This is a genomic window from Pseudoalteromonas sp. PA2MD11 (assembly GCF_017808125.1).
Taxonomy (GTDB): Bacteria; Pseudomonadota; Gammaproteobacteria; order Enterobacterales; family Alteromonadaceae; genus Pseudoalteromonas; species Pseudoalteromonas simplex.
In genome coordinates this window covers 12,032-25,452 of sequence record NZ_JADKNF010000018.1, presented here as the reverse complement: position 1 = coordinate 25,452, position 13,421 = coordinate 12,032, and the positions used below count along the sequence as shown (strand labels likewise).

General features: G+C 36.5%; 12 protein-coding genes. 7 read left to right on the top strand and 5 right to left on the bottom strand.

Annotation, left to right across the window (positions count from 1 at the left end; all coding sequences use genetic code 11):
* Positions 1-44 precede the first annotated feature (44 nt).
* From ISP07_RS17085 to bfr (ISP07_RS17065), 5 genes are all read left to right on the top strand, one after another.
* Positions 45-1,115, top strand: coding sequence for a PepSY-associated TM helix domain-containing protein (locus ISP07_RS17085; protein ID WP_209328392.1), 1,071 nt, complete (start codon positions 45-47; stop codon positions 1,113-1,115).
* 28 nt (positions 1,116-1,143) lie between these two features.
* Positions 1,144-1,479, top strand: coding sequence for a DUF3703 domain-containing protein (locus ISP07_RS17080; RefSeq protein ID WP_209328337.1), 336 nt, complete (start codon positions 1,144-1,146; stop codon positions 1,477-1,479).
* A gap of 352 nt (positions 1,480-1,831) precedes the next feature.
* Positions 1,832-3,967: a TonB-dependent receptor gene (locus tag ISP07_RS17075; protein WP_209328336.1), complete on the top strand. Its 2,136-nt coding sequence runs from the start codon at positions 1,832-1,834 to the stop codon at positions 3,965-3,967.
* Positions 3,968-4,177: 210 nt separating this feature from the next.
* Complete coding sequence (gene bfr / locus ISP07_RS17070; protein WP_054552096.1) at positions 4,178-4,651, top strand: bacterioferritin; 474 nt, start codon at positions 4,178-4,180, stop codon at positions 4,649-4,651.
* Between the two features lie 11 nt (positions 4,652-4,662).
* Entirely contained in the window at positions 4,663-5,127 is a 465-nt protein-coding gene (gene bfr / locus ISP07_RS17065) for a bacterioferritin (RefSeq protein WP_054552095.1), read from the top strand.
* 57 nt (positions 5,128-5,184) lie between these two features.
* Here the strand turns inward: bfr (ISP07_RS17065) and ISP07_RS17060 are convergent, their stop codons facing one another.
* Positions 5,185-5,658, bottom strand: coding sequence for a mechanosensitive ion channel family protein (locus ISP07_RS17060; protein WP_209328335.1), 474 nt, complete (start codon positions 5,656-5,658; stop codon positions 5,185-5,187).
* Between the two features lie 58 nt (positions 5,659-5,716).
* Positions 5,717-6,172 carry a hypothetical protein gene (locus tag ISP07_RS17055; protein ID WP_209328334.1) on the bottom strand — a complete coding sequence of 152 codons (456 nt, stop codon included), beginning with the start codon at positions 6,170-6,172 and terminating at the stop codon, positions 5,717-5,719.
* Between the two features lie 181 nt (positions 6,173-6,353).
* Here ISP07_RS17055 and ISP07_RS17050 point away from each other — a divergent pair, with 181 nt between their 5' ends.
* Complete coding sequence (locus tag ISP07_RS17050; RefSeq protein WP_138599963.1) at positions 6,354-6,785, top strand: hypothetical protein; 432 nt, start codon at positions 6,354-6,356, stop codon at positions 6,783-6,785.
* A 202-nt stretch (positions 6,786-6,987) separates the two neighbouring features.
* On the opposite strand, the gene ISP07_RS17045 is transcribed toward ISP07_RS17050, so the two are convergent.
* The 3 genes from ISP07_RS17045 to ISP07_RS17035 all read right to left on the bottom strand — a co-directional run bounded on the left by ISP07_RS17045 (position 6,988) and on the right by ISP07_RS17035 (position 8,711).
* Positions 6,988-7,458, bottom strand: a complete 471-nt coding sequence (locus ISP07_RS17045) for a DUF4262 domain-containing protein (RefSeq protein WP_209328333.1) — start codon at positions 7,456-7,458, stop codon at positions 6,988-6,990.
* A 58-nt stretch (positions 7,459-7,516) separates the two neighbouring features.
* Complete coding sequence (locus ISP07_RS17040) at positions 7,517-7,882, bottom strand: hypothetical protein (protein ID WP_209328332.1); 366 nt, start codon at positions 7,880-7,882, stop codon at positions 7,517-7,519.
* 346 nt (positions 7,883-8,228) lie between these two features.
* Positions 8,229-8,711: a GAF domain-containing protein gene (locus ISP07_RS17035; RefSeq protein ID WP_209328331.1), complete on the bottom strand. Its 483-nt coding sequence runs from the start codon at positions 8,709-8,711 to the stop codon at positions 8,229-8,231.
* Between the two features lie 80 nt (positions 8,712-8,791).
* Here ISP07_RS17035 and ISP07_RS17030 point away from each other — a divergent pair, with 80 nt between their 5' ends.
* On the top strand, positions 8,792-13,417 hold the full coding sequence (locus tag ISP07_RS17030) for an ATP-binding protein (protein ID WP_209328330.1): 4,626 nt from the start codon (positions 8,792-8,794) through the stop codon (positions 13,415-13,417).
* Positions 13,418-13,421 lie beyond the last annotated feature (4 nt).

Below are 13,421 nucleotides of genomic sequence, written 5' to 3'. Positions count from 1 at the left end.
CTATTCAGTTTTGTTTTAACAGCAAACTGAAGGAACAAACCTTGTTGAAGTTGTGGTTACGTCGTACGCATTTATTGCTTGCCTTAGTAAGCGGTTTATTTTTGATTTGTTTAAGTTTGACCGGTGCGTTGCTTATTTACGCAAAAGACATTCAATACCTTACTCAAAGCGATAAATGGACTGTAACACCAGCGGCTTCAGCACTTGATTTTGATAGCCTCATAAAACATGTTTCAGCTTCAACTAAACAACCGGTTACCCTGTTAATGCCTGAGCAGCGCAGTGATCTTGCCTGGCAATTACAGTTAGCTAATAACCGCTATGTCAGTGTTAACCCATACAATGGTCAAGTTCTACATGAGTACGATTACTACAGCACGATTTATGGTTTTACCATGGCTTTGCACCGCTGGTTGCTTTATGAAGATGCCGATAAGAACCGCCCGCTAAGAAATTGGGTTTCGGTATGTGCTCTAATACTCATTTTTGAGATTCTGCTCGGTTTTTATATTTGGGTTAAGCCAAAAAATCGTATAAAACGTTTGGCTATTAAGCGTAAAGCAAAATTTAGAGTGCTGATGTATCAGCTACATACCGTTCTGGGTGTGTATTTTTTAATTCCACTCATTTTAATTGCCTACACAGGTATGGCGTTTAACTGGAAACCACAAACCAAAGCCGTATTAGAATTTGTGATGCAAGGTACAGTTGAAGATAGACCTAAACCACCAGCCGTCATTCCCCCTTTAGCGGACACGCCTTTACAAGTGCAAAAAGCGTTTGATAACGCACAAACTGTATTTCCTGAAGGTAAGTTATTTAGAATTTATTTACCGAAAAAACCAACTGATAACATAGGTTTTAGAATAGAGAACCCGGGTGAAAGCCATGCCTATAGTTGGGTATGGGCGAACCCATATTCAGCAGATATCGTTGCAAGCTATGATGCCAGCCAAAGCTCATGGACCACGCAAACATGGAACTTTAAATATAAGTTTCATATTGGTGATTTTGCAGGCTCTGTCGTGCAATTACTGTGGTTACTATTTGCTTTATCACCGTTGTTTTTCACGATTTCAGGTGTTTACTTTTGGTACAAACGTCATTACAAATAAACAACCATTACTAAACATACCATTCGCCATGAATAATGAGCTCAAAAATGCCTTTAACACCGAAATGATATTGGCTAGAACTAGTTATGAGAAAGCAGATTACACAACCGCTTTTTATCACTTAGAGCGGGCTCATATTCTCGGTCAAAGCTATATTATTCCGCACACTTACTCACATTGGTGGATGTGTAAAATTGGTTTTAAAACCCATAATACCAAGGAAATAATTGGCCAATTTGTTCGTATGGCTGCTTCAATTGTATTTTCGCGTATTTGGGTACCACTCGGTAACACCGGCGGCACTAATGTTAGCCCTTTCAAACCAATGCCTATACCTGACGACTTAAAACGCTTTTTAAACTAGTGCCAGCTAATACCAACCCGCAATAATACTTAATCATTTTGAGGGATTAAACCTGTCGCTAACGGCGTTAAAAATTTCTCATTTAGAACAACTAAATAACGAAATTTTTGCCTTGTTATCAACGAGGTTTTATTGCCTCAAAATAGACTACTTAATTAAGCGGATTGGTATAAAAACACAGCTACAGTCCTGCTAAACCTAATAGCTATTTGCTAAATAACTAATTTAAAAGTAGGTACAAAACAATAAAGCCAATTATTGCAAACAATTATCATTAGCCTTGCCTTTACACTTCTTTACATTTAGACTGCCGCACAATCACATAATAAATACCGATTTAACAAGGACAAGCATGTTAAAAACCTCACTTACTCTTGTCGCTCTTGCAATTAGCGGCCAATCATTTGCTGATAATGCCATCAATAAAAAACTTACCGCAGAAGAAATGGAACACGTTGTTGTATCGGGCAGCCGTGTATTTGAAAGCATTGATGAAGTACCCGCTTCTGTCACGATTATTAGCCAAAAGCAAATTGAAGAGCATTTAAAAGTTAATCCAGAACTACAAAGCTTACTTGCGCAAATGGTACCTGGTCTTGCACCTGATACAGGTAGTTCGAGTAATACAGGTCAGAGTTTACGTGGCCGTGCACCACTTGTGATGATTGATGGTGTGCCACAATCTACACCACTCAGAAACGGTTCGTTAGGGGTCAAAACACTCGACCCAAGTGCCATTGCACGTATTGAAGTGATCAAAGGGGCTACCTCTGTTTATGGTAATGGTGCATCGGGCGGTATTATTAACTACATCACAAAACAAGCAACAAGTGATGGTCAGCCTGAAGGTGAAATTAGCCTATCTTCACGCTTTAGTGCAGTAAAACTTGAAGAAAGCGCTGGTGCCCGTGTCTCTGCAGCGATTAACGGCCGAGCAGATAAAGTTAGCTACTTATTTACCGCAAGTTACGAAGAAAATGGTGTTCAACGTGACGCAGAAGGCGATATTCTTGGCTTACAGTATGGTTTATCTGATGCAGTAACCGAAAACTACTTCACCAAACTAGGTTATGATTTTGACGATGAGAAGCAACTGCAATTTAGCTATAACTACTTTAGCTCTCAACAAAAAACCGATTTAGGTGACGTAGTTGGTAACCTAAACGATGGCGAAAAAACCTATGCCATTCATGTACCTAAAGAGCTGCAAAAGAAAGGTAAACCACAAGGCCCAGATGGTAACGAAAACATTACCTTAAAATACACAGACTATGCCCTGTTTACTAATACCCAAATGACGCTCGATCTTTACATGCAAGACATCGAGAACGTGTTTTTCTTTTCTACAAACTTAGCGAACCCAGACGAAGGCTACGAAGGCGGCCAATCAATTATTCGCTCTGAAAAGAAAGGGGCGCGCGCTACCTTTAATACCCTTGTTGATTTTGACAATGTTGAAGCTACCTTCATTTATGGCCTAGATGCACTGAATGATGTGACGTCTCAGCCACTTGTAGATGGCCGTGTTTGGGTACCAGAAATGGATATGGAAAGCCTTGCTGGCTTTTTACAAACAAAATGGGTTATCAATAATGATTTAGTTATTAAAGCGGGTGTGCGCCAAGAGAGCATTGATTTAACCGTTGATGACTATGAAACCTTAAAGCTTTGCCGCTCAGAAACACAGTGCTCAGTGCCGCTTAGTGTAAAGGGTGACACCATAGATTATGATGCAACCACTTATAATGTAGGTGTGAAATACAATTTACTTGAGGCCTTCAGCCCGTTTGCCAATTATTCACAAGGCTCTGATATCTCAGATATTGGCCGCCTATTACGTGCAGCAACGGTAAATGATATTGGCTTAATTCAAACAGAAGCATCAATCATCGATAACTATGAAATTGGTTTTACCTCACAGTTTGATGACTTACGTTTTGAATTTGCAGCCTATCGCAGTACATCAGAGTTTGGCACCACAAACAGCTTTAATGAAGTAACCGGTGTGTATGAGCCGGTACGTGCACCGCAAGAGATTTGGGGTTACGAAACATTAGTTGATTATAAAATTAACCCAACTCTAAAACTGGTTGCAACTTACAGCTATGTTGAAGGTAAAAACACCGAAGACGACATTTACTTAGGTTCGCGCCAAATAAGCCCACCAAAAGGCACTGCTAACTTAAACTGGCAGCCTAATGATGAATTATCACTGACGGTGAGTTATTTATATGTGGGTTCACGCAAACGCTTTGAACCAAATGCAGACGGCGACTATGTTGGCGACCAAGGGCCAATTAGCAGCTACAACCTATTTAACCTAAGCGGCCGTTATAACTTTAGCGATAACTGGCAAGCGTTTATGGGTGTAGAAAATCTATTTAACAATGATTACTACCCTGCCCGTGCCCAGTCATACACCTACGGTGGCTATAACATTAAAGGTTTAGGTACCACTGTGACACTTGGTGCAACCTATAGTTTCTAAATTAAACTTTGTTTAGAACAACAAGCCCTTCTTAGTAAGGGCTTTTTTCATTTAAGAATAGAAACGATAAATTGTTCATTTATCAACCATTAACGCAAACTTAAACGAGAATCACACTCAATAGTAAACAACTGATTTACAAAGGAAAAAGTTTGCAATCTTGTTTTTATATACTACAATTACCGCAACTTGGAATTCGAGGACAGCATTATGAAAGGTAACCAAAAAGTCATCGATAGTTTTAACAAACTACTCGCAAACGAATTAGCCGCTATAGATCAATACTTTATTCATTCTCGTATGTATGATGATTGGGGCCTAAATAAGCTGTATGAGCGTCTTAACCACGAGATGGAAGAAGAAAAAGATCACGCTGATTGGTTGATCAAACGTATTCTATTTTTAGAAGGCGTACCAAACATGACTAAACGTCGTGATCTATTAATTGGCTCAGACGTGAAAAGCATGATGCAAAACGATTTAACACTTGAACTAGAAGTGGTTGACTGTGTCAAAGAAGCAATTGCAATTTGTGAGCAAGAAAAAGACTATCAATCACGCGAAGTGCTTGAAAAGCTATTATTTGATACAGAAGAAGATCATGTTTACTGGTTAGAACAACAGCTTGGTCTAATCGACAAAATTGGTAGCCAAAACTACCATCAATCTCAAATGGGCGAATAGAGGCTAATTGTATGAAAGGCGATAAAAGCGTCATTGCTGCACTTAATAAAGTATTAGCGAATGAATTAGTAGGTATTAACCAATACTTTTTACACGCTCGTATGTTTAAAGATTTTGGCTTTTCTAAATTAGACAAAGCTGATTACAAAGTATCTATTCAAAAAATGAAAAATGCTGACCGTTTGATTGAGCGTATTTTGTTTTTAGAAGGTTTACCAAACCTACAAGATTTAGGTCGCCTACGTATTGGTGAAAACTCTGAAGAAATGATCGAAGCTAACATGAGCTTTGAACTTGATTCTCTACCTGATCTTAAAGCGGCAATTAAACTTGCTGAAGAGAAAAAAGATTACATCAGCCGTGAAGCGCTAGATAACATCTTAAATGAGCAAGAAGAACAGATTGATTGGCTTGAAACACAGCAGCAGTTAATCAAAACCGCAGGGCTTGAGAATTACCTGCAATCTCAAATGTAATTTGCTAAAACTTAAAAAAGCAGCCTAGGCTGCTTTTTTTATGGCTAAGGTTTGTGATTAATCGTCTTCGCGATTAATGATTGACACTTTATTACTTAAAATTAAAGAATTAGGAATTAAATGCACCGCTCCCTCGCCTTTAATTGTGATATAGCGCAAATTAAGGTCAATCACAGTGCCCTTTGAATTACTCACTTCAATGTAATTACCAAGCTTAATGGGTTTATAAAGCACAATCATGACACCTGCTACTAGGTTTGAAATAGCATCCTTCAACGCAAAACCTAGAGCAAAGCCTGTTAGGCCTAAGCCGGCAACTAACGCGGCTACGTCAAAACCCAGTTTCGATAACGCCAGCACAATACCAATAAATAATAAAATAGCGCGCTGCGAGTTAGAAATCAGCCGGAAAGATTCAAGAGCGGTTGAATCAAAGCGACGTTGAAACTGTTTAATAGCACGGTCAATAATAAGGCTTGCTATATAAAAAGCAGCAAGTACTAAAAATGCTTGAATAAATTGGCTAGTCATAAGATTTTCAAGTAAAAATAAAGCCCATCATAGGCTTAAAATTGCGCGAGGCATACAATTATTGCTTTTCAAACACACAAGACACGTCAGGTTTACTCAGCGTGTAAGTAATATTGCCATTATCTTTAAAACGCAGATCTTCTGTTGTTGAACCATTATCGTCTTCATTATCACAGCGAAAATAGCGCTTGGTTCTAACAATGCCATTTACAAAGTATTTTAACTTCGAACTGACAACACAATAGTTAGGGATCTTCTTCACTTGGGTTCCGTTATGTAAGTCACTAAAGTCGATTAACGTTCCTAACCTAAAGCCTTGCGTAGGTTCTTTTATCAATGCAAAGGATGCGTTTTGGCAAACCGCATCGCTACCCTCTTTTACTTTATAATTGCCTTGTTTATCTTTTATCAAAGCCAAAAACTGCGTTTTATTGCTTGGCTTTACATCAAGCAAAGCACTTGCATAAGACGATGTTGAAAACAAAAAAAACACTAAACAAAAGTAATATCTCATTGAAAATCCATAAACTTATAGACACTTAACTAGCATAGCATGCTGATTATGGTTGGTGAATTAATTACCTACTAGTTAATACGACTAAAACATGAAATTAGTTCTGTGATTTAACTTCTCATAGGAAACGAAGCTGTTTATATGCTATAAATTTTAAAGTGACATCTTTGGAGGGAATCTTATGAAATTAATCAAACTAATTACCTTAACGACATTTCTTGCTTTAACAAGCATGCAAAGCCTGGCGAGTGATGACGAATGGAAATCGATTGCCGAGAAAAAGGTAAGCTACAAAAGCGAAACCGATACTGTTAACCCAATCACTAGCAGTCGTTACAGCCATATTAAAATTAAATGTACTCATGGCACTGTGAATCTTAAGAAAATTAAAGTTATTATGAATACCGGTGAAGAAAAGGTGTTTGATAACCTTGGTGTTTTAACCAAAGGAATGTCATCACGTAGCTTAAGTTTACCTGACAAAAACGACGCCAAACTCGATAAAATCAAACTTGAATATGAATCGGTAGGCAGCACAGCCCTGAGTATGGCAGGTGTAACCGAAAAAGCTGAAGTCGAAATTCTCGCGAAAAAAGCTAAGAAAGATGATTAAAGTTGCGAGTCGATGATCATTGAGACCATGCACCTTAAGTAGCAGCAGCTTTATACTGCTACTTTTTAAATACAAACGCGCGAAACACATTTCACGCCTTCGAGTGCCCATGTAGGTCGTCATTTATGGCGACAAAAACCGTGGAAATTTTCACGTAGGAACGGCTTCAGCCGTGAACCTTAAACATTCGGTGTTCCCCCCCCTACAAACAAACTTTTTCGATTATTCCTGTCTTATTTAATATAGGTTGTGCCCATTGATAATAATCAGAAGTGCCTTCATCCCATGGCCATAAACCTTTTGTTGTTGGCCAAACCATTTGAAGCATCTTAAAATTACTTCCATTATGTAACCATAGGCCATAACCTAAGTATTCATTGTAATGTGAATTGTCTACATCTACGAAAGTCACATCGAAACCTTCAAGAAAATCACTATAAAATTTACCTACTTCAAAAACCTCACCTTTAAGTAACCGATCTTTGTAGTTATTAATCATTGAGTGAGCTAAGGAATTATCTAGGCCTAAGATGATTAAATCTGGTTTCTTCTGTTTTTTATTAATACCAATTGAGTAAGTAAATTCAGGCGTATCTTCCCCTTCCATAACTTTCAAAACATGGCATCCAAAGTGTTCAATGTTGTCTAAAGCTGTCTGATCTTGTTCGTTCATGAGAACCTTTAATTTAAGTTATTTTTTACAGTCGAAAATAGACTAGGAAATTTAAACATTATTTGTAAAAAGCAGGCAATTTTTTTGCTCTAAAGTTTTTGGCATAAATCCACCATTTAACTCCTACATCATCAACTAATTGATAAAAGTTAAAACTTGTTTCAAGGTAATTCTCATTTAGGTAGCTTGATAGAAGCTCATTTGAGATAACGATTTTAATAGGCCCAACTAAACTAAATGCTAAACTTAATGAATCAACATCAAAAAACTCAACTTCTATTTCCCCGTTGTCTCTAGTACCAATATCTCCATTAAACTTTATTTTTAAGGAACCAGAAGCTTGTTCTGTTGGTACATTAATTTTTTCAACTGTTGCCTGCCCATGCAACCTTGCGAGGTAAGCATTTAATTCATCTAAATCCATTTGTGTATTAACCTTAAAATTTATATCTAACGTGCTAAAGCAGAACTTACGAACCTACAAACGCGCGAAACACGTTTCACGCCTACGAGTGCCCATGTAGGTCGTCATTTATGGCGACAAAAACCGTAGATATTTTCACATAGAATCGGCTTCAGCCGTGAACCTTTAATGTTCGGCGTAAAAACGCCTCTTAAACGATGCGCTATTTAATAATTTTTGGCAATAAAAAATACTATGTTGCAGTTACAACATGGCCTTTTGTAGTAACACAATATAGATATATAAACTTCTAATGGTAAAATGCCTGATAAGTACAACAAATAAGATGGAGAATCTAAAAGTGTTATTAACTTTCAATAATTTTAATAACATCTGATGCTAATTTAACTAAGATATTTTCATCACCCTGTGAAAAATCCCTTGGCTCTATATCAATAATACATAAAGTGCCAAGCACGACTCCAGTTTTCGAAATCAAAGGTGCACCAGCATAAAAACGAATATAGGGTTCACCTATGACTAGTGGATTATCAAAAAACCTCTCATCAAGAAATGTGTCACTTACAATAAGGGGATCGGTGCCCAATATTGCATGAGCACAAAATGAGATATCTCTGACTGTTTCTTGTACTTCAAGCCCTACTTTAGATTTAAACCATTGACGATGTGAATCTACAATACTCACTAGCGCAATAGGCACATAATAAAGTTTAGCTATAAAGTCTGTAATGCGATCTATATCAATATTTGCTTCAGAATCAAGTAAATTTAGTGAGTTTAAATATTCAAGCCTTAATTTTTCGTTTTCAGCTTGTTGAGGACTCTTCATTTAATCGCCATTAGACAGGATATATTTATAAACTATAGTTTTAATTAATCATTTTTAACAGGCAATAGTAAGAATTATTTATGAAGTTCTTCCTGTATTTTTTCACATCAATTATTGGCATCTCACTATTTTACATTGAAATTAATAATTACAACCGACATAAAGTTTTGAACAAAAGCCTTAATCAGTACATTGCTAACGTTCAAGGCTTAGGCAAAATAAATGACCTTGTCTTTTCGTTACAACGCGAGCGTGGAATGTCGACTGGCCTAAAAGGAGAAAAAGATTATTCAGAGCGCCTAAATAGTTATATCGAAGCGACTAACATTGCTATCAACGATGTAAAAGCCGCTGATCAAGCAAGTTACTTTAAGGAGTTTGCTACACAGATAGAATCTGAAATAAGATCAATCAGGAACGAGAATCAGCTCGCAAGTAAAAGTAAGGAAAGCATTTTTAAAAGTTATTCTGTATTAATTAACTTGCTATTAAAAAAGGTTAGAACTGTAGAGGCGGAGCAACACTTCATTAGCCGCCAATCCAAAGAGCCCCCTTCAGAAACCATGGATTTATACTCAACACTTAGAGCTATAGAATTGGGCGGGCAACTCAGAGCGAAGATAGCTAGGTATTTAACATCTGAAGACGAACAAGTTAGATTTGATGTATTACGCGAAGCATTGAGCCTTCACTCTCATCATAACTCATTAACTAAGAACTTGTTTAAAGGTCAATCTGGCGGTATCTATGACTCCAAAAACAAGCATTTCATTAATGATCTAATTAACTCTCTATCAAGTGCTTCACCTGTTGACAATGTGACAAAATTTCAATGGTGGGATATCAGCACGCAGTACCTAGATAACCTTATCGAGTACAGTAAAGACACAATAGCTAAAATACAAATCAGTGCAAAAAAGCTAAAATTTCAAAGTGAAATAAGTTCATCTCATGCACTAATAAAAGCATTAATTGGTGGAGTTTTATGCTTAATTTCAGTCTATATGGTTATAAGGCAGCTATCATTAATTAAAGACAAACGCATAAACCATCAAATAGCAACGACTGTTCAACTTATTGTTACATTTTTGGGCATAACGTCTGTATTAGTTGTAGAGCACTTTGCAAGTCAAAAACTATTAAAATACCAGTCACATCTTGAAATGTTACGAAACTTAAACTTTCAAGCGGTAGATAATATATATACTTTTGATCTACTTTGGCAAACGCCGAAAGTAGAACAAATGCTAAAAATGCTAACATCTAAGCAGAGACATACTCATTTAAACTTTTATGAAATGGATATTGCGAACCCTCTTGATTTACAGTTTCTAAGTAAGGCAAATATAGAGCAAATCATTCACTCTGAGCGTAACGCAATCAATGAAGGCCGAATTATCTCAAAAGCAATAGAAACACCATCTTCTGGTGTTATTTACCTTATTGCTGGTTTAAAACTGTCATCAAATGGGTTAGGTAACTCACTTATAGTTTATGAGATCAGTCTTAATCATTTAATCGCAAAATCAAGAGAGCAGCTCCTTACTTTAGAAAACAAGCCTAGTTCGGGCTTCTTTATAAAAAGCGACTTACCTGCATTCAAACTGCTTATGAATAGACAAGTAAACCAAGATATCAACGCAGAATTGCTAAGTGCTTTTATATGGGATCATGAATTAAATTTAGGAAGCTATGTGTACGAAAGCTCAAAGAATAAAAATGAGTTTTTAGCCACCATAAAAAGTAAGTTCTTTTGGCAAGTTGGAGCTGTATTTTTCTTGTTTTTAATTGCGTTATACGTAAGTAATAAAGCGCAACAAAAAAGCAGAAAACAAGCTTTACTCGCTAAAGATAACATCAATACAAGACAGCTCTTTATGAGTGCTTCGGAGCAGCTTGCTGCTATTGGTAGTTTTGAACTAGATATAGATACAAAGCTTGTTAATACTTCCGATGGGTTTAGAAAGTTATTTGATCTTTCTTTAGATACTGAATTTACAAAAATAAAAACTATTTTAAAACTTTTCAATAAAGAGCAACGCAGAAAGATTGTCAACCGACTAAAAATGCAAAATTTGACTGAAACCTCAGAGTTACAATTAATACTTGAAGGTCGCAGAGTGAGGCATTTCAGCCTTGTCTCTAAAATCCGCTATAAACAAAGCTCAAAAGCTTATGCTTTAGTAGGTGTAGTTAAAGAGACAACTGCTCAAGTGAATGAATCAGAAAAGCAAAAACAAATCCAGTTGGCATTAGACTCTGCACGAAAAGAAGCATTGAATAAAATGACTGAGGTAGAAGAAGAAAGAAAAGAAGCGCAGAAATTACTAACAATTAAACGCTCTACAGAAAAGTTATTACAAGAGGCTATAAACGCTTTTCCAGCCTCGATAATTATGCTTGATTGTAATCAAAAAATAACAATGAAAAACCTTTACCCTGATCCACTCACTCCTAGTCAAGCAAATACAACTTCATTCATGGGTGTAGAAGTTAAAAAGCAAGAAAATGTACTAGAATTTATAACAAGCTTACCGCTTACCGAAAAAGATGAATTGCTAAATATGTTACATCACAGTGCTTCATCAGATGAGTATTGTTGCTCATTAAAATGCAAATATATTGTTGACTCTACGGACTATTGGTTCGAGATATTACTTAAGAATATCAATACTGATTTAGGTAAATACACGCTTATTTATCAAACAAATATTACTAATAACATTAATTCAGCTGAAGAATTAAAAACAGCAAAAATAAATGCCGAATTAGCAAATGAGGCTAAATCTAGGTTTTTAGCCACTATGAGCCATGAGATCAGAACTCCAATGAACGGTGTAATTGGCATGCTTGATATGTTGAGCGAATCTCAGTTAGATCCTGAGCAACATCATTTAGCACATGTAGCAAAAAGCTCGGCATTAATTTTACTGCGTATAATCAATGATATTTTAGACTTCTCTAAAATAGAAGCAGGTAAAATGCAATTAGAGAGCGTCCCATTTCACTGGCTTGATTTAATCCATGAGTTAGCAGAACTCCTTGCATATCAAGCCAATAATAGAAAATTAAAACTTGCCTTTTATTTCAGTTCAGAGTTAGCAATTAATCAGTTTGGTGATCCTACTAGATTAAGGCAGATACTACTTAACCTACTTGGAAACGCACTTAAATTTACCAAAACAACGGCAACTTTATCTGGCGTAGTAGAAGTCGATTTTTCCAAGAGTGTTCAACAAGACAGTTATTTAATAAACGTAAAAGATAACGGAAAGGGTATGTCTAATGAGCAAGTTAAAAAACTATTTACCCCTTTTGAGCAAGCAGATAATAGTATTCAACGCCAATATGGTGGTACAGGTTTAGGGTTATCTATTACAAATAAGCTAGTAACTATGATGCAAGGCGAAATTCAGTGTCAAAGCCTCGAAGGTGTTGGTAGCCAGTTTATTGTTAAGTTACCTCTAAACGTAAATCAAAAGTGTGCTGAGTTTACATTTAGTCTCGCAGAAACTAAGATTGCTATTATTGGTGACGAAGATAAGTATGAAGTTGACTTAAGTTCTCACCTATCAAGATTACAAGCTGATTGTGAAATCATTCCAAGAGAGCTATTTAATGCGCAATTGATCGATAGCCAAAGCTACGATTACCTCATTATTACTGCTGAGTCTTTCCAACAATTCACTACAGAGGGGAAGGAACTGTTTGTAGATGGCAGTCAATGCCATTACATTCTACTTGATAATAACCAAGATCAATTGCCTAAACCAAGTAGTATGAATATATCTAGCATCCCCTTATACCCTTATTACGCCTCTAAGGTAAGCGCGCTAATTGCAAAGTTAGAAAATAAAATAGCTGATGAAAGTAAAGAAGCTCCTAGTTTAAACTCTAAAAGCGCATTGCCAAGCATTAAAGAAGCCGAACGTTTACAGCAACTTATACTTGTAGTTGAGGATAATATTTATAACCAGGATTTATTTAAGCGGCAATTAGCAACTTTAGGGTTTCATTGCCTGATTGCAGATAATGGTAAGGTAGCACTGCAACTACTAGAGCAGTTTGACTTTTCTTTGATCATTTCTGATTGTCATATGCCCGTGATGGATGGTTACGAATTTACAAAACAAAGACGAATTATTGAAAAACAAAATAACTTATCTCCAATACCGATTATCGCAGCGACTGCAAATGCTTTAGAAGGTGAAGAACAGGCTTGCTTAGCATGCGGCATGAGTGACTACTTAGCAAAGCCAATAATATTGCAACAGTTAAATAAGAAAATAAAACGGTGGTTAAACCCTAAGCCGATGCAGTCTGTTAAGAATGAAAAAAAAGATGCCACTTCAGATAGAGATCACCTTGATGAGGGGCCATTTATTCGTCTAGATATATTAGAAAACTATGTAGGAACAGATGTAAGCCTTCAGAAGTTATTTCTCGAAAAGTTTGTGACCGACACAGAGCAGCTCATTAACCAATTGAGCGTTCAAGAAATTCAGAATATCAAAGATATCGCACATCAGCTTAAAACCTCTGCAAAAACAGTCGGGAGTATTATTTTGGCAGATAAACTACAACAGTTAGAGGAAGCAAGTCAGCAAACATCATTACAAAACATCGAAGTTCTAATTGCACAATGTAAATTGCTTTTCAAAAGTGCACAAGATGAAATTGCATCTATACTAGATAATACTGATTAAAGTA

Bases quoted from the DNA above. Each gene is read 5' to 3' on its own strand.
- ISP07_RS17080 (WP_209328337.1), top strand. From the start codon at position 1,144: ATGAATAATGAGCTCAAAAATGCCTTTAACACCGAAATGATATTGGCT.
- ISP07_RS17075 (WP_209328336.1), top strand. From the start codon at position 1,832: ATGTTAAAAACCTCACTTACTCTTGTCGCTCTTGCAATTAGCGGCCAA.
- bfr (WP_054552096.1), top strand. From the start codon at position 4,178: ATGAAAGGTAACCAAAAAGTCATCGATAGTTTTAACAAACTACTCGCA.
- bfr (WP_054552095.1), top strand. From the start codon at position 4,663: ATGAAAGGCGATAAAAGCGTCATTGCTGCACTTAATAAAGTATTAGCG.
- ISP07_RS17060 (WP_209328335.1), bottom strand. From the start codon at position 5,658: ATGACTAGCCAATTTATTCAAGCATTTTTAGTACTTGCTGCTTTTTAT.
- ISP07_RS17055 (WP_209328334.1), bottom strand. From the start codon at position 6,172: ATGAGATATTACTTTTGTTTAGTGTTTTTTTTGTTTTCAACATCGTCT.
- ISP07_RS17050 (WP_138599963.1), top strand. From the start codon at position 6,354: ATGAAATTAATCAAACTAATTACCTTAACGACATTTCTTGCTTTAACA.
- ISP07_RS17045 (WP_209328333.1), bottom strand. From the start codon at position 7,458: ATGAACGAACAAGATCAGACAGCTTTAGACAACATTGAACACTTTGGA.
- ISP07_RS17040 (WP_209328332.1), bottom strand. From the start codon at position 7,882: ATGGATTTAGATGAATTAAATGCTTACCTCGCAAGGTTGCATGGGCAG.
- ISP07_RS17035 (WP_209328331.1), bottom strand. From the start codon at position 8,711: ATGAAGAGTCCTCAACAAGCTGAAAACGAAAAATTAAGGCTTGAATAT.
- ISP07_RS17030 (WP_209328330.1), top strand. From the start codon at position 8,792: ATGAAGTTCTTCCTGTATTTTTTCACATCAATTATTGGCATCTCACTA.